The sequence below is a fragment of the Brucella rhizosphaerae genome, assembly GCF_002252475.1.
GTDB classification, from domain to species: Bacteria; Pseudomonadota; Alphaproteobacteria; order Rhizobiales; family Rhizobiaceae; genus Brucella; species Brucella rhizosphaerae.
In genome coordinates, this window is the sequence record NZ_NNRK01000034.1 from 355,132 (window position 1) to 378,665 (window position 23,534).

Genomic DNA, 23,534 nt, shown 5'->3' on the forward strand with positions numbered 1-23,534 from the left:
TGCGGAGGAAGAAAGGCACAAGTTGAAAAAACATGCCGGCAATAAAAAAGCCGGGTCGAAACCCGGCCTTTTCTCGATCGTTTAATCGGCTTAGTTCGCTGGTGCAGGCTGTGCTGGAGCAGGCTGGGCCGGAGCAGGTGCCTGTTCAGCAGGCTTCTGTTCGCCAGCCGGTGCTTGCTCTGCTGGCTTTTCAGCTTCGCCCGCAGGTGCTGCACCTTCCGGCTTGGCTTCTCCGCTTTCAGCGGGTGCCGCGTCAGCCGTTGGAAGTGGCGCAGGATTATCAGACAATGTACGCAGATAAGCGATCAGATCGGCGCGCTCATTGTCTTTTTTGTCGCCAGCAAAGCCCATGGCCGTGCCTTTGATGAAGCCCTTTGGCGAAGTGAGGAACTTGTTGAGATGTTCATAATCCCACTTGTTTCCTCCTGCTCCGAATTCCTTCATCGCAGCTGAATAGCCAAAGCCATCAACAGAAGCGGCCGGGCGGTCAAGCACATCCCAAAGATGCGGTCCAACCTTGTTGGCGCCACCCTTTTCGCCCGTGTGGCATGCTGCGCAACGCTTGAAAACGGTTTCGCCGCGTGCCGGATCAGCGGATTGCATCAATGTAGCAATCGACACTTCTTCCTTGGCCGGTGCAGCTTCCCCACCAGTCGAAGCCTCTGCCGCTTCGATTATGAAACCTGGCTTCTCAGGGGCTGGCGCATGAAACAGCGTATCGGACAGAATGCCCGTCGTCATGACAACAAAAACCGTTGCCAGAAAAGCCATGATAAACTTATTAGTCCGGGTTGAATTCATCGCCGGTCAGCGCTCCCTCTACTCAACGCCCTCCAAAGCCGGCATGCAAAACCTGTGTTAAAAGGCTGGCAAGTCTCTCCCCGGCGTCGGGCGGAAACTAGGTCTTTTACAGGGGTGATGCAACACCTATAAGGGGTCCTGGACCCGTGACTTTTTGACACTTTTGCTGCATTTGCTGTGCAGATAAAGATCGCCAGAAGGCGCCATCAGGCTTTTTATGGCCAAATTAAACACCAAGAGGCGATCATGCTTCAGACTTTGAAAACACTGACACTTATACCGGCGCGAATGGCTTCCACGCGTCTGCCGAACAAGCCTCTGGCCGACATTTGCGGCAAGCCGATGATTGTGCACGTTGCAGACCGGGCGGCAGCGGCTAAGCTTGGACGTACCGTGGTCGCAACCGACAGTGAAGAGATTTTTGCGGCTGTAAAGGCGCATGGCCATGAAGTCATTATGACGCGTGGCGACCATGAATCGGGTTCTGACCGCATTTTTGAAGCGCTTCAGAAAGTCGATCCGCAAGGCGAGGTCGAGGCGATCATCAACGTGCAGGGCGATCTGCCGACCATTGATCCGGAAACCATCCGTCGCGCGCTCCGCCCATTGGAAGATGGACCAGCCGATATTGCGACGCTTGGCGTTGAAATCACACTGGATGAAGAAAAGATCAATCCGAACGTGGTGAAGATCGTCGGTTCTCCGCAGCCGGGTGGCGAACGGCTGCGCGCACTGTATTTTACCCGCGCTACAGCCCCTTATGGCGATGGCCCGCTCTATCATCATATTGGTCTTTATGCTTATCGCCGTGCGGCACTTGAGCGTTTTGTGAAGATCGGACCGTCGCCGCTTGAAAAGCGTGAAAAGCTTGAGCAGCTGCGTGCGCTTGAAGATGGCATGCGCATCGATGCGGAAATCGTCAGGACCGTTCCACTGGGTGTTGATACGCAGGCTGATCTTGACCGGGCACGTGAAATTATCGCAAAGGGTTTATAACCAAAAAAAGGCCCTCAGTTCTTGGAGGGCATTTGAGAAAGTACGGACACGATGAAGACCAACCGGATTTCCTTTCAGGGTGAAGCGGGCGCCAATTCCGATACGGCTTGCCGCAACATGTTTCCCGATATGGAGCCTTTGCCGTGCCCGACTTTTGAAGATGCGTTTAATGCGGTTGAAAGTGGTGCCGCTGATCTAGCGATGATTCCGATTGAGAACACGCTTGCGGGTCGCGTCGCAGATATTCACTATCTGCTGCCACTTGCCGATATGCACATTGTCGGCGAATATTTTCTGCCGATCCATTTCCAGCTTATGGTTCTTCCAGGCGTGAAACGCGAAGAGATTAAGACTGTTCACAGCCATATCCATGCGCTTGGACAGTGTCGCAATATCATTCGCCAGAATGGCTGGAAACCGGTGATTGCAGGCGATACGGCGGGCGCTGCACGTCTTGTGGCCGATTTGCAGGACCGCTCGATGGCAGCACTTGCGCCAAGCCTTGCATCTGAGCTTTATGGCCTGGATATCATTGAAGAAAATGTTGAAGATGCGGAAGACAATGTGACCCGCTTCGTTGTTTTGTCCAAGACGAAACAATGGGCAGCTCGCCCTGAAAAAGACGAGCGTATCATCACCACTTTCGTCTTCCGGGTACGCAACGTGCCAGCCGCGCTTTACAAGGCAATGGGCGGCTTTGCGACCAATGGCGTCAACATGACCAAACTGGAAAGCTATCAGCTGGGCGGACGGTTTATCGCCACCCAGTTCTATGCGGATATCGAAGGTCATCCGGAAGATCGCAATGTGCAGCTCGCTCTGGAGGAGCTTGAATTCTTCTCCAGGGAAGTGCGCGTGCTCGGCGTTTACAAAGGCAGCGACATTCGCGGTACGCAGTTACTGGCAGCGGAGTAATTAATTCTCGGCCCAGGCTCTGATCAAATGGGTTGCGATGGCACCGGTTGCCGGTACACGCAGCCCATTTTCATGTGTACCTGCAAGCATCGCACGCACTTCGGCCTTCTCGAACCAGCGGCCGTCTTCGAGTTCTGAACGATCAATGGTGAAATCATCGGCAAGAACTTCGGCGTGACAACCGATCATCAGCGAGTAGGGAAATGGCCATGGCTGGCTCGCATGATAGCCAACGCGGCCAATGGCCAGGCCCATTTCTTCAAAACTTTCACGGCGCACTGCGGCTTCGATTGTCTCACCGTGCTCGATAAAGCCTGCAAGGCATGAATAGGACCCGGCGGCGAAGTGGGCGCTTCGTGCCAGAATGCATTTTTCGCCACGAATGGGCAGCATGATTGCGACCGGATCGGTGCGCGGAAAATGCTCGGCCCCACAATTCGGGCAGATACGTTTGGCCCCACCGGCACGCATTTCGCTTTTTGTGCCGCAACGTCCACAAAAACGATGATTGCTGTGCCATGCGGTTAAAGCGGCAGCCTGTGCCAAGGCTCCCACGATATCGGCAGGCACAAGGCCTTCCATATAGATGCTACGATAATCCTGAGCCCGGAACGGTTGCTCAAGTGCGTCAGGATCAAGCGGCGCCATAAGGGCCACCATTGGCGCACCGTCCTGTAATCCCAGTAAAACAGGTTCATGCAGATCGGGCGAAAATGCCTGAGCTTCGTCCAGGGTAAACAGCGCACGAGGGGCGCTGTCATTCGTATAATCAAGCAAGATCCTGTTGCCGCCCAGAATCATCACTCGCGTCTCCGGCAGTTCGAGCGCCGTGAATGCCGAATCATCCTGCCGCTTTTCGGAAAGACGGTCGATGCGGTTGCCAGCGAAGCCGACAAGACGGCTCGGTTCTATTTCCGGCAGGTCATAAAGGCGAAAAGCCATGATTTTCTCGGGAATGGTTTTCTTTGGGGATCAAGCTTGAGGGATATCAGAGGGCCGCACGGATCTTTTCGATCAGATCGTGCGCATCTGCGTCGTCATAGGTTTCACGGGTACCATGGCCCCAGACAGGTCCCGGCCATCCGGCATCGCCTTCATTGCGTGCAATGACATGTATGTGGAGCTGGCGGACAATGTTGCCCAAAGCGCCGGTATTGATTTTGAGGCAATTGGTTGCCTTCTTGAGCGCTTGCGAAACAATCGCGGCTTCAAAAGTCAGCATGGTCTGATCGAGCGGTGTCATATCGTGAATTTCGGCCAGTTTCGCACGGCGCGGCACGAGGATCAGCCATGGCCAGCGCTTGTCATTCATCAGCCTCAGTTCGCACAAGCCGAGCTTGGCGACTGAAAAAGTATCGGCATCGAGCCGTTTATCGAGTTCAAACTGTTCCATAATATAATTCTTATCAGTTTTTTCGTCTCTGCGCTTGCTTTTTGCGTGCCAATTGACGATATGCAGCGTGGGAGGTTGGTGGTGGACGAGCCACTCGCCAACCGGGTCAGATCCGGAAGGAAGCAGCCCTAACGAGCCAGGCACGGGTCGCCGTGCCAGCCTCCCACCTTTCTTTCACGACGATGATGGCTGTTGATGGTTGATGAGCCAATGTCGAAGTCACTTTCGTCTCCGGTCCAAACTGTTTAGAGTTTCAGACTGGACAAAAGCGAACAGGGAGCGGAAGGGTCGCAATGGACACAAAATCCGATAGTAGCGCCTATCGCGTTCTCGCCCGCAAGTATCGCCCCCAGAATTTCAATGATCTGATCGGCCAGGAGCCGATGGTTCGCACGCTGAAAAACGCGTTCGAAACCGGCCGTATTGCGCAGGCCTGGATGCTGACCGGTGTGCGCGGCGTGGGTAAGACCACAACAGCGCGTATTCTGGCGCGGGCACTCAATTACAAGACTGATTCCATCGATCAGCCGACGATCGATTTGTCCGTACCGGGCGAACATTGTCAGGCGATCATGGAAGGCCGCCATGTCGATGTGATCGAAATGGATGCGGCTTCCCATACTGGTATTGATGATATTCGCGAGATTATTGAACAGGTGCGCTATCGCCCTGTTTCAGCGCGCTACAAAGTTTATATCATCGACGAAGTGCACATGCTTTCCAATCAGGCATTCAACGGCCTGTTGAAGACGCTTGAAGAGCCGCCGCCGCATGTGAAATTCATCTTTGCGACAACCGAAATCCGTAAAGTTCCGATCACTGTTTTGTCGCGTTGTCAGCGTTTTGATCTGCGTCGCATCGAATCGGGCACCTTGGCTGCGCATCTGCGCCGCATCGCGGAAGCCGAACAGATCGAAGTCGATGACACATCGCTCGCGATGATTGCACGCGCTGGCGAAGGCTCTGCACGCGATTCGCTCTCTATTTTTGATCAGGCCATTGCTCATGGCGCAGGCCACGTATCGGCGGAAGCTGTGCGTTCAATGCTTGGCCTTGCCGATCGCGCCCGCATCATTGATCTGTTCGAGATGCTGATGCGTGGCGATGTGGCCGGTGCTTTGACCGAGTTTCGTGCGCAGTATGATGTCGGTGCTGATCCGTCGGTCGTGCTCACCGATCTTGCAGACTTCAACCATCTGGTGACGCGCCTGCGCTTCACGCCTGATGTCGCGGACGATGTTTCGCTTTCAGAAGATGAGCGCGTGCGTGGCCGCGATTTTTCGCAAAAGCTGTCCATCCGCGTGCTTTCCCGCACATGGCAGATGCTGCTCAAAGGCATTGCGGAAGTTGATACAGCATCGCGGCCTGTTCAGGCGGCTGAAATGCTGTTGATCCGTCTGGCGCATGCTGCCGATTTGCCAACGCTTGATGAAGCGTTGAAAGGGTTGGAAAACGGCTCGGTTTCGGCTCCACGTCCGCAGCCATCGGGTGGTGCTAGGCCAAATGGTGGCTCTCAGCCTGAGGCGCGAGCAAGTGCGGATGCGATTGCATCGTCCATGATGCCTGCATCGGGTGGTGCTGCCACTGCGATGCGCCTGGTGGCCCCCCTGGCGGATCCCCTTGTGGAAACACAGCCGCAGCCAGTACAGCCCCCTGCGCTTCAGCAATTTGTCGATAATACGCCACAGCCTTCGGTTCCGATCAACAGTCTTGCCGACATTGTCGCATTGGCTGATAAATATCGTGATATGCAGTTCAAGATTCTGGTCAAGAACTGCGTACGACTGTCATCTATCGCTCCCGGACGGCTTGAAATCGGCCTGACGGATGATGCACCGAAGTCGCTGCCAAGCGACATTTCACAACGCCTCCTGAACTGGACCAGCATTCGCTGGGTGGTGACAGTAGCGCGTGATGTTTCGGGGCAGACGGTTGCGGAAGCAGAAACAGAGCGTCGCGATAATCTTGTCACAGATGCCCGCGCAGACCCGGATGTTGCCGCTATTCTGGCCGCTTTTCCCGGCGCAAAGATCACTGACGTCCGTATTGCCGTTGCAGAACAGAGTGACGATGACGATATTGATCTGGATACGATTGAAGACGTGCCGGGCGCGCCTTCTGATGACGACTGAATTTTAAAAGACTATGGAGTGAACCCATGCGTGACATGATGGGCATGATGAAGCAGGCGAAGGAATTGCAGGCCAAGATGAAGGCCATGCAGGATGAGATCGCCAATCTTGAAGCGACCGCATCTTCGGGTGGCGGTCTGGTCACGATCACGCTTTCAGGCAAGGGCACATTATCGGCTCTTAAGATCGATCCGTCGCTTGCCAAGGAAGAAGAGGTGGAAATCCTCGAAGATCTGATCATCGCAGCCCACAACGATGCCAAGGCGAAGCTTGAAGCGGAAATGGCTGAAAAGACGCAGTCGCTGACCGCTGGTTTGCCAATCCCTCCGGGCTTCAAGCTGCCATTTTAAGAAAAATGGGGAATAGGCGGCAGAGCGCTGTTTGCTTTTCTGCGGCCTTTCATTCCCCATAACCGTCTGTTCTATATCCCTCCTTTCTTCCCCGAAGCAGCATGTCAAAACGTATAGCCGGTCCTGAAATCGAACGCCTTATCCAGCTTCTGGCCCGTGTGCCGGGGCTTGGGCCGCGTTCGGCGCGCCGTGCGGCGCTGCATCTGATAAAAAAGAAAGAGGCGCTGCTGATCCCGCTTGGCGGCGCGATGCAGGATGCCGCTGATAAGGTGCGTATCTGCTCGTGCTGCGGCAATGTCGATACCTCTGATCCTTGCACGATCTGCACGGATGTCCGTCGTGACCCCTCCATGCTGATCGTCGTGGAAGACGTTTCCGACCTTTGGGCACTGGAACGTGCTGGAACAATGAATGTCCGCTATCATGTGCTTGGCGGGAGATTGTCGCCACTCGACGGCATTGGTCCGGATGACCTCAACATCAAGGGGCTGGTTGAGCGCGTCGCAACAGGCGAAATCAAGGAAGTGATTCTTGCCGTCAACGCGACGGTGGAAGGGCAGACGACTGCCCACTACATCACCGATCAGCTGACCGATTTCGATATACGTGTCACGAGGCTTGCCCACGGGGTGCCGGTGGGCGGTGAGCTTGATTATCTTGACGAAGGGACGCTTGCAGCTGCTTTGCGAGCAAGAACCGCACTATAAGCATCAAAAAAATTGGAGAACAGGCATGATGGCAGGCAAGTGGAAATCAAGCTTGAAACTCGCTCTCGGCTTGTTCGCAGTGCTTACCATTAATCCAGCGATAGCAGCTCCTTCCAAAGCGCAAGTTGAAAGCCAGTATCGCAACTGGATCGAAAAAGACCTCTGGCCGGAAGCCAAAGCTGCAGGCGTTTCCCGTGCTGTTTTCGAGCAGGCTTTTGCGGGTGTTACCATCAACTGGAAACTGCCTGATCTGGTTATTCCTGGCGAAAAGCCGACGACACCCAAAGAACAAAAACAGGCTGAATTCGGTGCTCCAGGCAAATATTTCAATGCCAAAACGCTTGGTTCTGTGACCAGTGGCGGCAAGGCCAGACTTGGCCAGAATGCAAGTCTGCTGAAAAGAATCGAGCAGCAATATGGTGTGCCGGGCCGTATTGTCGTTGCGATTTGGGGCCGCGAATCCGGCTTTGGCACGGTCAAGATTCCTTATAATGCGTTTGAAGTGCTTGGCACCAAAGCTTTTATGGCAACGCGCAAGGACATGTTCCGCAAGGAGCTGATCGCAGCACTTGAGATCACCTCACGCGGTTATATTGCGAATGGTTCCATGAAAAGCTCGTGGGCCGGTGCGCTCGGCCAGCCGCAATTCATGCCGACATCCTATCTCAAACATGCAGTCGATTTCGATGGCGATGGCAAGCGTGATATCTGGAACTCGGTGCCGGATACACTGGCATCTATCGCCAATTATCTCAAAATTCATGGCTGGCAGAGCGGGCGCGACTGGGGTTATGAGGTCAATGTACCTCAGAATATTTCCTGCTCGCTGGAAGGTCCTGATCAGGGCAAGACATTTGCCGACTGGGCAAAACTGGGCATCAGCCGCGCCAACGGCAAGGCATTTCCGGCCAATGAACTTAAGGGTGAGGGCTTTCTGCTCATGCCCGCTGGTCGTTATGGCCCGGCCTTTATCGTGACGCCGAATTTCTACGTCATCAAAGATTATAATATGAGCGATCTCTATGCGCTCTTCATCGGCCATGTCGGCGATCGCATCGCATACGGCGCTGGTGATTTCCAGACCCAATGGGGCAATGTCGGCACCATGTATCGCTCCGACATTCAGGCCATGCAGAAGCGCATGCAGGCACAGGGCTATGATGTTGGCAAGGCCGATGGCCTGCCCGGCTTTAAAACCCGCCGCTCAATCGGTCTGTGGCAATCCAGGAATGGAATGGCCCCGACCTGCTTCACCCAGCCTGAACTGGTAAAATCAATTCGCTAACGTTGATTGCCGGGAGCCAAAACTCCCGGCATCAGTATTTTAAGCGGCCTTTGTCAGCATCCCGTGCGGGTCGAGAACGAATTTCTTCGCCACACCCTGATCAAAGCTTTCATAGCCCTGCGGCGCGTCATCCAGCGAAATCACCTGCGCATTGACGATTTCGGCAATGTTCAGGCGCCCATGCAGAATGGCTTGCATCAGCTGGCGGTTATATTTGACCACCGGCGTCTGGCCCGTATGGAAAGATTGTGCTTTTGCCCAGCCAAGACCAAATCGTAGCGAAAGGTTTCCCTGCTTGGCGGCACTATCAACCGCGCCCGGATCATCTGTCACGTAAAGACCGGGAATACCGATGGAGCCTGCCGGGCGGGTAATCTCCATCATCTGGTTGAGCACGATTGCCGGTTGTTCGCCACCGCTGTGACCACGCGCTTCAAAGCCCACGGCATCAATGGCGCTGTCGACTTCATTGCTGCCAGTTACTTCGGCAATCATATCGCCGAGGCGGTCACTCGCAGAAAGATCAATCGGTTCGAATCCTACTTTGCGTGCGTGCTCCAGCCGCTCCTTGTTGAAGTCGCCGACCATGACGACTGCGGCACCCAAGATGCGAGCGGAAGCAGCCGCAGCCAATCCAACGGGACCGGCGCCAGCGACATAGACAATCGAACCAACCCCAACACCGGCCTTTACGGCCCCATGGAAACCGGTGGGCAGAATGTCGGAAAGCATGGTCAGGTCACGGATTTTTTCGATAGCCTGTTCACGATCCGGGAATTTCAGCAGGTTGAAATCGGCATAAGGCACCATGACATAGCGCGCCTGTCCGCCAATCCAGCCTCCCATATCAACGTAGCCATAAGCGCCGCCAGCGCGCGATGGGTTGACGGTGAGGCAGACGCCGGTGTCCTGCGATTTACAGCAACGGCAGCGTCCGCAAGCAACGTTGAAGGGTACGGAAACGATATCGCCCACTTCGAGCATTTCAACATCGCTGCCTTTTTCGATTACTTCGCCGGTAATCTCATGGCCAAGAACAAGGCCCGGCATGGCAGTTGTACGGCCGCGAACCATGTGCTGGTCGGAACCGCAAATATTGGTTGTGATGACTTTCAGGATGACGGCGTGGTCCAGCTTGCGCCCATCCGGACCGCTCAGCACAGGATCATCAATGTCACGAACTTCGACTTTACCCGGGCGCATATAAACAACGCCTCTGTTCCTGCTCATGTCTACCTCCTCCAGATCGACCGTGCGGATCAGTCCCGATCCGCATAATGGGTCGAGAGATGTGCGGGGACATCCCCGTGCTGGAAGCCTACAGCGCTTATCGGTCGGGGAGTTGTTCTGTGCGCGACATGTCTGGTTCTCTCATCAGCATGTCGGCGAAAGATTTGAGTGCCTTGGTCTGATAGCGATCATTGTGCGAAAGCATGAGAAACTGTCTCTGTGGCAGCACGAAGTTGGCTTTTACCAGTGTGCCCGCGGCAAGATGTGGCGCTGCCACCAGTTCAGAAATTGCGGTGACATAGTTGCCAGACAATACGGCAGAGCAGATAGCCTCGTTGGATGGCAGTTCCAGTGCGATGTTAAGACGTGCAGGATTGTAGCCTGCGACACGCATTGCATCCTCGAATACGCTGCGGGTGCCTGAGCCATGTTCGCGCAATATCCACTTTCCATGAAACAGTGTGTCCCATGTGAGCTTACCGGCATCGCACCAGTCGTGATCCGGTCGTGTAACGACGATCAGCTGATCGGTGGCAACTTTGCGCAGCGAAAGAGCAGGGGCCTGCACTGCGCCTTCTACGAGCCCGATATCAGCAAGCCCCGCCTCAGTCGCCTCGGTCACACTTTCCGTGTTGCCAAGCGTCAGACGCACATCGATCATGGGATATGTGGCATGAAACTGTGCCAGATAGGGTGGCAGCCAGTAGCTGGCGATGGTTTGGCTCGCATGTATGGCAAGAGTGCCGCGTTTGCCGCCACCGAGTTCCGAAAGCATACGCTCCGCCGATTGTGCTCGGGCCAATGTTGCGCGGGCTTCATCCAGAAACATGCGCCCATCGCCCGTCAGCTCAATTCGCCTTCCAATGCGATTGAAAAGCATCGCGCCATAGCGTTCTTCCAGCGTGCGGATCGCTGAACTCACCGCTGATGGCGTGAGATGAAGCGCTTCGGACGCACGCGTGAGGTGTTCACGCTCAGCCACTTCGATGAAAATACGTAATTGTTCCAGTGTCATAGCTTCAATCGTTCGATTTTATCGAATGAATTGTGACATATTATGCGATGGAATGAACAGAAGAAATGCGGCATCTGATTGGAAAATATTTCTCAAGAATTGAATGCTAATCCAGATGACAGCCGTAACCTCGAATAAATTCAAGAACATTCTCCCCGGTCTTGCGCTCAGCCTCGCCGTCTCGGCACTGGCTGTCGGGCTTGAAAAGGTTGAAGAGCACTATACAGGCAAAGCGTGGCTCGAAGCGCTGGTTCTTGCGATCCTGATCGGAACGGCTGTCAGAACGATTTTTCGCCCCGGCAAACAATTTGCCAAAGGCATAAGCTTTTCAGCCAAAATGCTGCTGGAGATTGCTGTTGTGCTTCTGGGGGCTTCCATCAGCGCAAGTGCTGTGATTGATGCCGGACCGGGTTTGATACTTGGTATTGCAAGCGTGGTGGTGATGGCAATTACATTCAGCTATGGCATCGGGCGCTTGCTTAAATTGCCTCATCGCATGGCTGTTCTGGTGGCTTGTGGCAATTCCATCTGCGGTAATTCGGCCATTGCGGCCACAGCACCAGTCATTGGAGCGGACAGTGAAGACGTGGCCGCCTCAATTGCCTTTACGGCTATTCTTGGCGTTGTCGTGGTATTGCTCCTGCCCCTGTTGGTGCCGTTGCTGGGCCTGTCGCATACACAATATGGTATTCTTGCAGGCTTGACGGTTTATGCTGTACCGCAGGTTCTCGCGGCCACCGCCCCGATTGCCAGCATTAGCGTGCAGCTTGGAACATTGGTCAAGCTGGTGCGTGTTCTGATGCTCGGCCCAGTCATTCTGACGCTGTCAGTTCTGGCCGGTAACAAGGATGCAGAAGTGAAGCCCGGCTTCCTGCAACTTGTGCCTTGGTTCATCATCGGCTTTCTCGGCATGATGGCGCTGCGCTCACTGCACCTGATCCCGAACACGATTTTGCCAGGCATTCAATTCACGTCTACGACCCTGACGATCATTTCCATGGCCGCCCTTGGACTGGGTGTCGATGTGCGCTCTGTAGCCTCAGCGGGGGGGCGTGTAACACTTACCGCCATTCTGTCGCTGCTGGTATTGGGCGCAATCAGCCTTGGGCTGATCCATCTGCTTGGTGTGGTGTAAGCGTTACAATCTCCACAACGGTCCCGAAACAGTGCGGAACGCGCTCTGAGATAAGTTCAGGCACCGAAGCTCTTATAGGTTTTCTGTTCTGACCAAAGAAAAAGCCCGCCAGATGGCGGGCTTTCTCATGTTTGGTCGAAGGGACGAAAAACTTAGTTGTTTTCCGACTTCTTCATGGCTGCAGCAAGAATGTCACCGAGCGAAGCGCCTGAGTCGGACGAACCGTACTGAGCAACTGCTTCTTTTTCTTCAGCGATTTCAAGAGCCTTGATCGAGACCTGCAGCTTGCGGGTCTTCTTGTCGAAGGCGATGACGCGAGCGTCAACCTTCTGACCAACCGAGAAGCGTTCTGTACGCTGTTCGTCACGGTCACGGGACAGATCCGAGCGCTTGATGAAGCTGTCGAGGTCGTGATCGACCAGACGAACTTCAAGGCCACCATCGGTAACTGCTGTGACTTCACAGGTTACAACGGCGTTTTTGCGCAGTTCACCCGAAGCTGCTGCTTCGCCGACCTTGTCGCCGGAAAGCTGCTTGATGCCGAGCGAGATGCGTTCCTTTTCGATGTCAACATCGAGAACAACGGCCTTAACAACTTCGCCCTTGTTGTACTCTTCGATGACCTGTTCGCCTGGACGGTTCCAGTCGAGATCGGAAAGGTGAACCATGCCGTCAACGTCGCCGTCGAGACCAATGAACAGGCCGAATTCGGTCTTGTTCTTGACTTCGCCTTCAACGATTGTGCCCTGTGGGTACTTCTGAGCGAACGTGGTCCATGGGTTGTCGAGGGTCTGCTTGAGACCGAGGGAGATGCGGCGCTTGACCGGATCAACTTCGAGCACAACGACTTCGACTTCCTGAGTGGTCGAAAGAATCTTGCCCGGATGGACATTCTTCTTGGTCCACGACATTTCCGAAACGTGGATCAGGCCTTCGATGCCTGGCTCGATTTCGACAAATGCACCGTAGTCGGTGATGTTCGTAACGGTACCGGTGATCTTTTTGCCGATCGGGTACTTCGCGCCGATGCCATCCCAAGGATCGCTCTCGAGCTGCTTCATGCCGAGCGAGATACGATGAGTTTCCTGGTTGATACGGATGATCTGCACCTTAACGGTCTGGCCGATGGTGAGGATTTCCGAAGGATGGTTGACGCGGCGCCATGCCATGTCGGTAACGTGCAGGAGGCCGTCGATGCCGCCGAGATCAACGAACGCACCGTAATCGGTGATGTTCTTGACAACGCCTTCAACAACCTGACCTTCTTCAAGGTTCTGAACGATTTCCGAACGCTGTTCCGCACGGCTTTCTTCAAGAACGGTACGACGCGAGACAACGATGTTGCCGCGACGCTTGTCCATCTTGAGGATTTCGAAAGGCTGTGGGACGTGCATAAGCGGGGTAACGTCGCGGATCGGACGAATGTCGACCTGCGAACGTGGAAGGAATGCAACTGCGCCGTCCAGATCGACGGTGAAACCACCCTTGACCTGATTGAAGATGACGCCGTCGACGCGTTCGCCATTGGCGAACTTCTGCTCGAGCTTGCCCCAGCTTTCTTCACGACGTGCTTTTTCGCGCGACAGAACAGCTTCGCCGAGTGCATTTTCGATGCGCTCAACGTAAACTTCAACTTCGTCGCCCGGCTTCATCGAGCCGTCTTTGCCCTTCGCGCCGAATTCCTTCAGCGGTACGCGACCTTCGACCTTGAGGCCAGCATCAATGATTGCCATGTCTTTTTCGATGGCAACGATGCGACCCTTTACAACATAACCTTCTGCAAGGTCATTGTTCGCAAAGGATTCGGCCAGCAACGACTCGAAGTCTGCGAGAGAGGGATTGAATTCAGACATAAATACTCCTGATGCATCCGGTATGAAACAACATCGGATGCGGCGCCGGGGGTTAGAGTTGCGTTAGGCCTGTCCTTCGGCTCCGTCCCTTTGGGACAACCGGCGCGTGGAACGCGAAGTCAGGTTATAAAGATGGGTGAGACCTATATAGGAACAAACCCCGAATAATCCAGCATTTCTAAGACATAATCATACCAGAAAGTCTCGCGACTATCCCGACATTATGCCTTGTGTTGCGCGAAAGCGTGATCGATCAGCTTTTTTGCCGCCAGAAATGCCGCTTCTATACTCATTTCGCTCGTATCTAGCAAGTGCGCGTCTTCTGCAGGTCGCAGTGGCGAGTCCGTGCGATTCATGTCGCGCTCATCACGTTTCCTGAGATCAGCCAGAATTTCATCGAAATCGGCTGTGCCGCCCTTTGCTACAATCTCGTCAAAGCGGCGTTGCGCACGTACTTCCGGTGAAGCTGTCACAAAGAGCTTGATCTCAGCGTCCGGGCAGACGACCGTCCCGATATCACGCCCGTCGAGCACGCTTGACGGCAATGCGGCTGCGAAATTGCGCTGTGCTTCAACAAGTGCGCGCCGTACAGCAGGCATCACCGCTACTTTTGAGGCTGCCTCGCCGATGTGGTGAGCAGAAAGCACATTTTTGTCCATCCCGTGTAGATCAAGATGAAGCGCTACTTCTGCAGCAACCGCTTCATTATCGAGCGGCAACCCCTGATCCAGCAGCGCTTTCGCAACTGCACGATAGGTCAACCCGGTATCGAGATGAGGAATGCCGTAATGAATGGCAATACGCCGGGCAAGGGTTCCCTTGCCCGAAGCTGCTGGTCCGTCGATGGCTACGACGAAGCTTTTCATTGTGCGTCGCTTACTTCGATCTTCGCACCAAGGCCCGGCATCATGGTCATGAATTCGGGGAACGAGGTTGCAATCATCGCGCTGTCATCGACTGTGACCGGCTTTTCAGAAGCCAGTCCCATGACGAGGAAGCTCATCGCGATGCGGTGATCGAGATGTGTGGCAACGGTGCCGCCGCCTAGGCCCTTGCCGTCTGGACGACCGCGAACTGTCAGGGACATTTCGCCTTCAGTGCAATTGACGCCATTGGCTTCAAGGCCGCGGGCGACTGCTGCAAGACGATCTGATTCTTTCACGCGCAACTCATCGAGACCGTCCATGACGGTTTCGCCTTCAGCAAAAGAAGCGGCAATCGCCAGAACCGGATATTCATCGATCATCGAAGGCGCACGTTCCGGAGGAACGGTGACGCCCTTGAGCTTCGACGATTTCACGCGCAGATCGGCAACATCTTCACCGCCCGCAAGACGCGGATCGATGATTTCAATGTCAGCACCCATTTCCTGCAAGGTGAGAATAAGGCCGGTACGGGTCGGGTTCATCAGCACGTTGCGGATGGTGACATCTGACCCTTCGACAAGCAGAGCCGCAACGAGCGGGAAGGCTGTTGAGGACGGATCGCCCGGCACGTCGATGGTCTGGCCGGTAAGCTTGCCGTGTCCGGTTATGCGGATATGGCGCACGCCGTCCTTGTCGGTTTCAACCGTGAGGTCGGCACCGAAGCCCTGCAACATCTTTTCAGTGTGATCGCGCGTCATCACGGGTTCAATGACGGTTGTAACGCCGGGCGTGTTGAGACCGGCAAGCAGAACAGCCGACTTAACCTGTGCCGAAGCCATAGGAACGCGATAGCTGATCGGATTGGCTGTCTTTGGGCCGGTCAATGTCAGTGGCAGGCGATCGCCTTCCGCTGCCTTCACCTGAACGCCCATTTCACGCAGAGGATTAAGCACACGCCCCATAGGGCGTGAGGTCAGTGAAGCGTCACCGATAAAGGTTGTCGTCATATCATAAGTGCCGACGAGACCCATGGTGAGACGGGCACCGGTTCCGGCATTGCCGAAATCGAGCGGTGCTTCCGGCTGAAGCAGACAGCCATTGCCGACGCCATTGATGATCCAGACATTGCCGTCTTTACGGATATTGGCGCCCATCGCTTGCATGGCACGGCCTGTATTGATGACGTCTTCGCCTTCCAGCAGACCTGTGATGCGGGTTTCGCCAGATGCGAGGCCACCGAACATGAAGGAGCGGTGGGAAATGGATTTGTCACCCGGAATGCGGATTTCGCCCTTGAGTGCCTCTGAATGGCGGGCGATTGCTGGTTTCGGGGATGCAGAATGGGACATAGATTTTTCACTGTCTCATTTGGGCGTTATTCACGCGGGATTGATCAAAGCGGCAGCTTCCTAGCACAGGAACAGGGCGGGGTCATCCGCCAATGCACGATTTGAGGCATTGTAAGGGAGCAGAATGAGTCTTTAGCTTTGACAAAAGCTGTAAATTGAGTTTATGCACCGAACAACACCCGTAAGGCGCGCTTCACGCCTTCTCCTCACCAAGTGATGGTTTGGAGTATGATGGCGAGCTTAAAGCATGTAAGCGTAGCAGACGCGGTTTGAATGAATTTGTGACCCGGATCAACAAGCGGCGTAAAACGTCGCAGGAGCGACGGGGACAACAAGAGGCGTGGAGTGCCACAGGCACGACAGGGATAAAAACTCACGAGGCTAAACGTGGCAAAAGCTGAACTTGGTACCAAGCGCATCGATCCTGAAACGGGCAAGAAGTTTTACGATCTCAATCGTGATCCGATTGTTTCGCCTTATAGCGGCATTTCCTACCCACGGTCGTATTTTGAAGCGACCGTTGCGGAAAGCCGTGCGGCTGAACAGGAAGAAGAAGCTGAAGAGCTGGATACAGCACTCGAAAAGCCGGAATTCGTTTCTCTCGAAGATGCGGATGACGAAGCTAAGGGTGGCGAAGATCTGCCGGAAATCGACGATGACGTCGATCTGGGTGACGACGATGACGACACATTCCTCGAAGAAGAGGAAGATGAAGACGACGACGTTTCCGGTATTCTGGGCGGCGGCGTCGGCGGTGACGAAGAAGAAGTCTGATCAAGGCTCACTAATCGAATTGCACAAGGCGGCTCATTGAGCCGCCTTGTCGCGTTTTCGTGCGGGATACGGGCTTTGCCAGAGCTGGTCGATCGATGCTGACCGATTGAAGCTGACCTATTGAATCCGATTCTTCAATCCGGCTGACATCAATGCTGTTTCAAGCCTGCAAATGTGGGAATGGCAGCACTTGTGTGGATAATCGGCAGATTATTTTTGGCAGATACGAAGAGAGTTACGATTTAGCTCTTGATCTTCTGTAACGAGCCATTTAATAAGCCGCCACACCGGACAGAAATTCCTGTCTGGCCCACCTCGAAAGAGGTCTGATGGGGCCATAGCTCAGCTGGGAGAGCGCTTGCATGGCATGCAAGAGGTCAGCGGTTCGATCCCGCTTGGCTCCACCAAATTTTCCATGATACGCGCTTTATGAAAACATTCAGACAAAACTGATTTAGCTTCACATTGGCTAATATTAAGTTTTGCTCGACTTTTCACTCAATATTGCTACTGAAGTTTTATTGAAACAATTGTCAGTGATACGTTGAATGAAGAGGATTGCTGAATTCGACGGTTTGCGGTTTTTTCTATGTTTAGGAATCGCAATCTTTCATTTTTCCTTCCGGGTTCCGGTGAAGAACGATCACCTGCAAGAGCTTATATTAACATTCTCTTATTTTACCGATGTCTTTTTTATCGTTTCTGGATTGTTTCTTGCGCGCCGGAATAATTATATATGGAGCAGGCGCCATTATATTGGTTTTGTTGGAAAGCGGCTGGCGCGGATTTATCCGCTGCACGCAATAACCTTCACCTGTTTCGCGCTTCTGTCTGTCCTGACGGCCGCCGGTGTTCTCCATCCTACTGCTGAACCCAATATGAGTCTGTCTGACGGGGTCACGCAATTGCTGCTCATTCACGACTGGGGACTTGGCAGAACACTCTCCTATAATTACGTCAGCTGGTCGCTGAGCGCCCTCTTTCTGATGTATCTGTGCTTTCCGCTTTTTGACATTCTCTGTCATCGACTGGGAGGAGCGATCCTCGTTGTCATCATCATTGCAGCGCTGGGTGGAGAATATCTGGCGCAGAAGCTCAATGTATCATCGATAACCCGCATTCAGTTTGCCGATATTGGCATTCTGCGCGCTCTGCCGTCGTTTCTCTTCGGAATGTGGCTTGCACGGCAGACCCATCACAAAGTTCCAGCTATCTTTATCAAGGTCGCACTTGCGGCCTGTCTGGTGATCTTTCTGTTTTATCATCCTGCAACCGGGGCAGGCGAGCCAGCAACGCTGGAAGGGCCATTGCGTTTGGCTTTTCTCTACTTTTGCCTCTACGTGCTTTATCTGGCCGCCATACAAAATATCTATACGCCCCTGCGATTCCGTCCTCTGGTAACGCTGTCTCGTTACAGTTTCGGCATTTTCATACTGCATCCCCTCATCGGGCTGGTGTTTTTTAATGCCCTTCCGCAACATTGGGGCGAGACCACAATGGGAGCGCTATTGGTGATCGGTGGCGGAGTTCTGGTAAGTCTTTTTGCGGCAATCGTCGCTTGGCATTTCTTTGAAAATCCGATCAATCGCTGGCTCGTGACCCGTATTAATGCGTGGGTGAACCGGGAAGATGAAGCGGCGAAGCTGCCCCTTCCAGAGGGTTCAGCCTGAGCGCCCTAAGCGGGCGACGTAGCATCAGGAAAATATGTTTCTCGGTAAAGGCATGGACGAGGCGGCAAGTCTCTTTTAGAAATTCGTGGTGGAGCTAGCCGACAGAAGGATTTCAGCTTCGCATGATTCTGGGAGGAATGATGATTAAAGAGGCCAATTCCATCGATATCCATCCGCTGTGGCAACCCGATGCTAAACGCATCGCGGCAAGCACGCTCGATCAATTTCGAGTGCAGGCAGAGGAGAGGGCAGGGCGGAAATTTGCCGATTACAACAGTTTGCATCGCTGGTCTGTGGAAGACCGCGCCGGCTTCTGGACTCTCATATGGGACTTCTGCGAGGTCGTCGGTGAGCGCGGTGATATCGCCCTCATTGATGAGGGCCATATGCGGGAGGCCCGGTTTTTCCCGCAAGCCAGGCTGAATTTCGCGGAAAACCTTCTGCGCAAGAAGGGCAACAGCGAGGCGATCGTCTTTCGTGGCGAGAACAAGGTCGAGCGCCGTCTGACATGGGATGATCTCCACGCACTTGTCTCCAAACTTCAGCAATTCATGCTGGCAGAAGGGGTGAGAGCCGGCGATCGCATCGCTGGCATGATGCCCAATATGCCGGAAGCCGTGGCCCTTATGCTGGCCGCTTCGTCGATTGGTGCCGTCTGGTCATCCTGTTCGCCGGACTTTGGCGCTCAGGGTGTTCTGGATCGCTTTGGTCAGATAGAGCCGAAGCTGTTCTTCGCCTGTGATGGCTATTGGTACAATGGCAAGCGCATCGAAGTGGCCGACAAGATTGCCGAGGTGACAGCAAAGCTTTCGGGATTAAAACGCTCTGTCATCGTGACCTATCTGGGCGAAGCTGAAGCCGTTGCCAGCCAGGCAGCAAATGGCATTACGCTTGATGCAGCACTTGCGCCCTTCACGGCAAAGGCGGTCGAATTCACCCGACTGCCATTCGATCATCCGCTTTATATCCTGTTTTCCTCTGGTACGACCGGCATTCCAAAATGCATCGTGCACCGCTCAGGCGGTGTGTTGCTACAGCACTTGAAGGAGCTTCGGCTTCATGCCGATATCCGTGATGGCGACCGCTTCTTCTATTTCACCACCTGCGGCTGGATGATGTGGAACTGGCTGGCGTCAGGCATCGCCACCGGTGCAACGCTGCTGCTCTACGACGGCTCGCCCTTCTATCCAGATGGCAATGTATTGTTTGACTATGCTCAGGCTGAGGGCATGACCTATTTCGGTACTTCGGCCAAATTCATCGATGCCGTAGCCAAAGCTGGATTGAAGCCGGGTGAAGCGCATGATCTTTCTGCTCTGCGCACGATCTCGTCGACTGGCTCGCCTTTATCGCCGGAGGGCTTCGCTTTCGTCTATGAAGGAATAAAAAAAGACGTGCATCTGGCGTCCATTTCCGGCGGGACGGATATCGTCTCCTGCTTTGTGTTGGGCGTGCCGACGGAACCTGTCTGGCAAGGCGAAATCCAAGGTGCGGGTCTGGGCATGGCGGTCGATGTCTGGGACGATGACGGCAAGCCGGTGCGTGAACAAAAGGGTGAACTGGTCTGTACCAAGGCTTTCCCCTCCATGCCGCTGCAATTCTGGAATGACCCGGGCGACCAGAAATATCTGGCCGCGTATTTTGAGCGCTTCGACAATATCTGGTGCCATGGCGATTTTGCCGAATGGACCGGGCATGATGGCATCATCATCCATGGTCGTTCGGATGCGACCCTTAATCCGGGCGGCGTGCGCATTGGCACGGCGGAGATTTACAATCAGGTCGAGCAGATGCCGGAAATCACCGAAGCGCTTTGTATCGGGCAGGATTGGGACCATGACGTGCGTGTGGTGCTGTTCGTGCGGCTTGCCGAAGGCATTGCGCTTGATGATGATCTGAAAGCACGCATCAAGACGAAAATCCGCATCGGCGCGACGCCGCGTCACGTTCCGGCAAAGATTGTGGCGGTAACGGATATTCCCCGCACCAAATCCGGCAAGATCACGGAATTAGCGGTTCGTGACCTGGTTCATGGACGCGGGGTGAAAAACCGCGAAGCGCTGGCAAACCCGGAAGCACTGGAGCTTTATCGGGATATTGCCGATCTTCAACAGGATTGACGTTTAAAATCATGCGAAAGATAATTTCGTTATGGGGTAATAAATAGCCACAGAACGCTGCGTAAACCCATTGCCTATTTGATCGTCACGGGACACTCTGGCCATAACATAGCTGTTTTCACAAACAGCAGCCGGGCAGAACTTGTGGAGGACGAGTATGTTTGCATCGGGCATGAACTTCGGTCTTGGCGAGGAGATCGAAGCCCTTCGGGATACGGTTCGCCGTTTTGCGGAAAGCCGCATTGCGCCGCTTGCTGCTGAGACTGACCGCAACAATGCATTTCCCATGCATCTCTGGCGGGAACTGGGCGATCTCGGTGTACTTGGGATTACTGCGCCTGACGATTACGGCGGCGCGGGCATGGGCTATCTTGCGCATTGCATCGCGATGGAAGAAATCAGCCGTGCTTCCGCATCCATCGGCTTGAGTTACGGCGCGCATTCCAATCTCTGTGTCAACCAGATCAATCGCAACGGCTCTCCCGAACAGCGCGCAAAATATCTGCCGAAGCTCATTTCAGGCGAGCATGTGGGTGCGCTTGCGATGTCGGAACCCGGAGCCGGTTCTGATGTGGTCTCCATGAAGCTACGCGCCGAAAAGCAGGGCGAGCATTATATTCTCAACGGCAATAAAATGTGGATCACCAATGGGCCGGATGCCGATGTGCTGGTGGTCTATGCCAAGACCGATCCGGCGGCAGGGTCACGCGGGATCAGTGCTTTTCTCGTCGAAAAAGACTTTACGGGTTTTTCAACCGCACAAAAGCTCGACAAGCTTGGTATGCGCGGCTCCAATACCTGCGAGCTGGTGTTTGAGAATTGCGAAGTGCCAGCCGAAAACCTGCTTGGCTCAGAGGGCAAAGGCGTCAATGTACTGATGTCTGGCCTTGATTATGAGCGCGTGGTGCTGGCGGGTGGGCCGCTTGGCATCATGGCGGCCTGCCTCGATGTTGTCGTGCCTTATGTGCATGAGCGTAAACAGTTCGATCAGCCGATTGGCGAGTTCCAGCTCATGCAGGGAAAGCTCGCCGATATGTATGTGCTGTTCAATGCTTCCCGCGCCTATGTTTATGCGGTGGCTGCAAGCTGTGACCGGGGCGAGACATCGCGCAAGGATGCAGCAGGCTGCATCCTTTATGCGGCGGAAAACGCCACGCAAATGGCATTGCAGGCGATACAGGCCCTGGGCGGCAACGGCTATATCAATGATTATCCAACCGGACGTCTTTTGCGGGATGCCAAGCTCTATGAAATCGGTGCGGGAACATCGGAAATCCGACGCATGCTGATTGGACGGGAACTGTTTCAGGAGACCCGCTGATGCCGGTTCTGAAATCCGAAATCTCAACCCGCAATGCCGTTTTTGACGCCAATCGCAAGGCAATGCTTGCGGCAATTGATGTGGCCGCGAAGGCTTCTCAAACCGCACTTGACGGTGGAGGCGAAAAGGCGCGCGAACGCCATGTCGCGCGTGGAAAGCTTCTGCCGCGAGATCGTGTGGCGCAATTGCTTGATCCCGGATCGCCGTTTCTGGAGGTAGGTCTGACGGCAGGTCATGGCATGTATGACGGTGCAGCGCCTTCAGGCGGGATTATCACCGGCATCGGGCGCGTATCGGGTCGCGAATGCATGATCGTCTGCAATGATGCCACTGTGAAGGGCGGCACCTATTATCCGGTCACGGTGAAGAAGCATCTGCGCGCACAGGAAATTGCAGGCGAAAATCGCCTGCCCTGCATTTACCTGGTTGATTCAGGTGGTGCGAACCTACCCAATCAGGACGAGGTGTTTCCGGATCGCGATCATTTCGGACGCATTTTTTATAATCAGGCGCAAATGTCGGCGGCGGGTATTCCGCAAGTTGCAGTGGTTATGGGATCCTGCACGGCGGGCGGTGCTTATGTGCCGGCCATGAGCGACGAGACCGTGATCGTGCGTAATCAGGGCACTATTTTTCTGGCGGGTCCGCCGCTGGTCAAAGCTGCAACCGGCGAAGTGGTGAGTGCGGAAGACCTTGGCGGCGGTGACGTCCATACAAGGCTTTCTGGCGTTGCTGATCATCTCGCCAATGATGACGCACATGCGCTTTCGATTGCACGTGCCATTGCGGCCAATCTCAACAGCGAAAAATGCGGCTTCATCCCAAGGAGTGACGGGTCTGCCCCTCTCTATGACCCGGAAGAGCTGCTCGGTATCGTGCCAGCCGATACGCGCATTCCTTATGATGTGCGCGAGGTGATTGCGCGGCTGGTCGATGGCTCGGAGTTCGATGAGTTCAAGACGCGTTTTGGCACGACTCTGGTCTGTGGCTTTGCAAGTCTTTACGGCATGCCCGTCGGCATTATCGCCAATAATGGCGTGCTGTTTTCTGAGGCCGCATTGAAGGGCACGCATTTCATCGAGCTTTGCTGTCAGCGCAATATTCCGCTGGTTTTTCTGCAAAATATCACGGGCTTCATGGTCGGGCGCAAATACGAAGCCGAGGGCATCGCCAAGAATGGTGCCAAGCTCGTAACGGCAGTCGCGACCGCTAATGTACCCAAAATCACCATGCTGATCGGCGCGTCCTATGGCGCAGGCAATTACGGCATGGCGGGACGGGCCTATTCGCCACGCTTTTTGTGGACATGGCCAAACAGCCGCATTGCGGTGATGGGCGGCGAGCAGGCGGCCGGCGTGCTGGCAACCGTCAAGCGCGACGGGATCGAGCGCACAGGCGGCACATGGTCGGCAGAAGAGGAAACTGAATTCAAGCGACCGACACTCGAAATGTTCGAGCGTCAGAGCCACCCGCTTTATGCATCTGCAAGGCTCTGGGATGACGGCATTGTCGATCCGCGCAAGAGCCGTGAAGTGCTGGGGCTATCACTCTCTGCAACGCTGAATGCGCCGGTTGAGCCGACGCGTTTCGGCCTGTTCAGAATGTAAGGGCGCGCGGGATGA

19 protein-coding genes, 1 tRNA gene, 1 other RNA gene and 1 pseudogene are annotated in these 23,534 nt (G+C 54.6%); 14 read left to right on the forward strand and 8 right to left on the reverse strand.

Going from position 1 to position 23,534, the window contains the following annotated elements; translation table 11 throughout:
• Positions 1-90 precede the first annotated feature (90 nt).
• The gene (locus tag CEV32_RS18775; RefSeq protein ID WP_094578633.1) at positions 91-801 is read right to left on the reverse strand and encodes a c-type cytochrome; all 711 of its coding nucleotides are present in this window, start codon (positions 799-801) and stop codon (positions 91-93) included.
• Positions 802-1,047: 246 nt separating this feature from the next.
• Between CEV32_RS18775 and CEV32_RS18780 the strand changes: the two genes are divergently transcribed.
• The gene (locus CEV32_RS18780; protein ID WP_094578634.1) at positions 1,048-1,797 is read left to right on the forward strand and encodes a 3-deoxy-manno-octulosonate cytidylyltransferase; all 750 of its coding nucleotides are present in this window, start codon (positions 1,048-1,050) and stop codon (positions 1,795-1,797) included.
• A gap of 51 nt (positions 1,798-1,848) precedes the next feature.
• Positions 1,849-2,712, forward strand: coding sequence for a prephenate dehydratase (locus CEV32_RS18785; protein ID WP_094578635.1), 864 nt, complete (start codon positions 1,849-1,851; stop codon positions 2,710-2,712).
• Here CEV32_RS18785 and nudC read toward each other — a convergent pair whose 3' ends face one another.
• Entirely contained in the window at positions 2,713-3,654 is a 942-nt protein-coding gene (gene nudC / locus CEV32_RS18790) for an NAD(+) diphosphatase (protein ID WP_094578636.1), read from the reverse strand.
• Positions 3,655-3,700: 46 nt separating this feature from the next.
• A complete protein-coding gene (locus CEV32_RS18795) occupies positions 3,701-4,105 on the reverse strand; it encodes an HIT domain-containing protein (RefSeq protein ID WP_094578637.1) in 405 nt (134 codons plus the stop codon).
• Positions 4,106-4,175: 70 nt separating this feature from the next.
• Between CEV32_RS18795 and ffs the strand changes: the two genes are divergently transcribed.
• The 5 genes and pseudogenes from ffs to CEV32_RS18820 all read left to right on the forward strand — a co-directional run bounded on the left by ffs (position 4,176) and on the right by CEV32_RS18820 (position 8,579).
• Positions 4,176-4,272: signal recognition particle sRNA small type (gene ffs / locus CEV32_RS18800), an RNA gene on the forward strand.
• Between the two features lie 66 nt (positions 4,273-4,338).
• Positions 4,339-6,237, forward strand: a pseudogene (locus CEV32_RS18805) (DNA polymerase III subunit gamma/tau); the annotation flags it as partial.
• A gap of 26 nt (positions 6,238-6,263) precedes the next feature.
• A complete protein-coding gene (locus tag CEV32_RS18810; RefSeq protein ID WP_094578639.1) occupies positions 6,264-6,587 on the forward strand; it encodes a YbaB/EbfC family nucleoid-associated protein in 324 nt (107 codons plus the stop codon).
• Between the two features lie 101 nt (positions 6,588-6,688).
• On the forward strand, positions 6,689-7,294 hold the full coding sequence (recR, locus tag CEV32_RS18815; protein WP_094578640.1) for a recombination mediator RecR: 606 nt from the start codon (positions 6,689-6,691) through the stop codon (positions 7,292-7,294).
• 25 nt (positions 7,295-7,319) lie between these two features.
• Positions 7,320-8,579: a lytic murein transglycosylase gene (locus tag CEV32_RS18820; RefSeq protein WP_094578641.1), complete on the forward strand. Its 1,260-nt coding sequence runs from the start codon at positions 7,320-7,322 to the stop codon at positions 8,577-8,579.
• 39 nt (positions 8,580-8,618) lie between these two features.
• Here CEV32_RS18820 and fdhA read toward each other — a convergent pair whose 3' ends face one another.
• Together fdhA and CEV32_RS18830 are read right to left on the reverse strand one after the other, a co-directional pair.
• On the reverse strand, positions 8,619-9,809 hold the full coding sequence (fdhA, locus tag CEV32_RS18825; RefSeq protein WP_094578642.1) for a formaldehyde dehydrogenase, glutathione-independent: 1,191 nt from the start codon (positions 9,807-9,809) through the stop codon (positions 8,619-8,621).
• 97 nt (positions 9,810-9,906) lie between these two features.
• The gene (locus tag CEV32_RS18830) at positions 9,907-10,824 is read right to left on the reverse strand and encodes a LysR family transcriptional regulator (RefSeq protein ID WP_094578643.1); all 918 of its coding nucleotides are present in this window, start codon (positions 10,822-10,824) and stop codon (positions 9,907-9,909) included.
• Positions 10,825-10,939: 115 nt separating this feature from the next.
• On the opposite strand from CEV32_RS18830, the gene CEV32_RS18835 reads away from it, so the two are divergent.
• Complete coding sequence (locus CEV32_RS18835) at positions 10,940-11,959, forward strand: YeiH family protein (protein ID WP_094578644.1); 1,020 nt, start codon at positions 10,940-10,942, stop codon at positions 11,957-11,959.
• Positions 11,960-12,111: 152 nt separating this feature from the next.
• Here CEV32_RS18835 and rpsA read toward each other — a convergent pair whose 3' ends face one another.
• From rpsA to aroA, 3 genes are all read right to left on the reverse strand, one after another.
• Complete coding sequence (rpsA, locus tag CEV32_RS18840) at positions 12,112-13,812, reverse strand: 30S ribosomal protein S1 (protein ID WP_094578645.1); 1,701 nt, start codon at positions 13,810-13,812, stop codon at positions 12,112-12,114.
• Positions 13,813-14,033: 221 nt separating this feature from the next.
• Complete coding sequence (gene cmk, locus CEV32_RS18845) at positions 14,034-14,678, reverse strand: (d)CMP kinase (protein WP_094578646.1); 645 nt, start codon at positions 14,676-14,678, stop codon at positions 14,034-14,036.
• Positions 14,675-16,027 (reverse strand): 3-phosphoshikimate 1-carboxyvinyltransferase, encoded by a 1,353-nt coding sequence (gene aroA / locus CEV32_RS18850; protein ID WP_094578647.1) that lies wholly within the window; start codon positions 16,025-16,027, stop codon positions 14,675-14,677. Before aroA ends, cmk begins: the two co-directional genes overlap by 4 nt.
• A 387-nt stretch (positions 16,028-16,414) precedes the next feature.
• On the opposite strand from aroA, the gene CEV32_RS18855 reads away from it, so the two are divergent.
• The 6 genes from CEV32_RS18855 to CEV32_RS18880 all read left to right on the forward strand — a co-directional run bounded on the left by CEV32_RS18855 (position 16,415) and on the right by CEV32_RS18880 (position 23,519).
• Positions 16,415-16,801, forward strand: coding sequence for a TIGR02300 family protein (locus CEV32_RS18855; RefSeq protein WP_094578648.1), 387 nt, complete (start codon positions 16,415-16,417; stop codon positions 16,799-16,801).
• Between the two features lie 331 nt (positions 16,802-17,132).
• A tRNA-Ala gene (locus CEV32_RS18860) sits at positions 17,133-17,208 on the forward strand.
• 141 nt (positions 17,209-17,349) lie between these two features.
• Positions 17,350-18,471, forward strand: a complete 1,122-nt coding sequence (locus tag CEV32_RS18865; protein ID WP_094578649.1) for an acyltransferase family protein — start codon at positions 17,350-17,352, stop codon at positions 18,469-18,471.
• A 137-nt stretch (positions 18,472-18,608) separates the two neighbouring features.
• Positions 18,609-20,591 carry an acetoacetate--CoA ligase gene (locus tag CEV32_RS18870; RefSeq protein WP_374882787.1) on the forward strand — a complete coding sequence of 661 codons (1,983 nt, stop codon included), beginning with the start codon at positions 18,609-18,611 and terminating at the stop codon, positions 20,589-20,591.
• A 172-nt stretch (positions 20,592-20,763) separates the two neighbouring features.
• A complete protein-coding gene (locus CEV32_RS18875) occupies positions 20,764-21,912 on the forward strand; it encodes an isovaleryl-CoA dehydrogenase (protein ID WP_208620883.1) in 1,149 nt (382 codons plus the stop codon).
• Positions 21,912-23,519 carry a carboxyl transferase domain-containing protein gene (locus tag CEV32_RS18880; RefSeq protein WP_094578652.1) on the forward strand — a complete coding sequence of 536 codons (1,608 nt, stop codon included), beginning with the start codon at positions 21,912-21,914 and terminating at the stop codon, positions 23,517-23,519. The genes CEV32_RS18875 and CEV32_RS18880 overlap by 1 nt, the downstream gene beginning before the upstream one ends.
• Positions 23,520-23,534 lie beyond the last annotated feature (15 nt).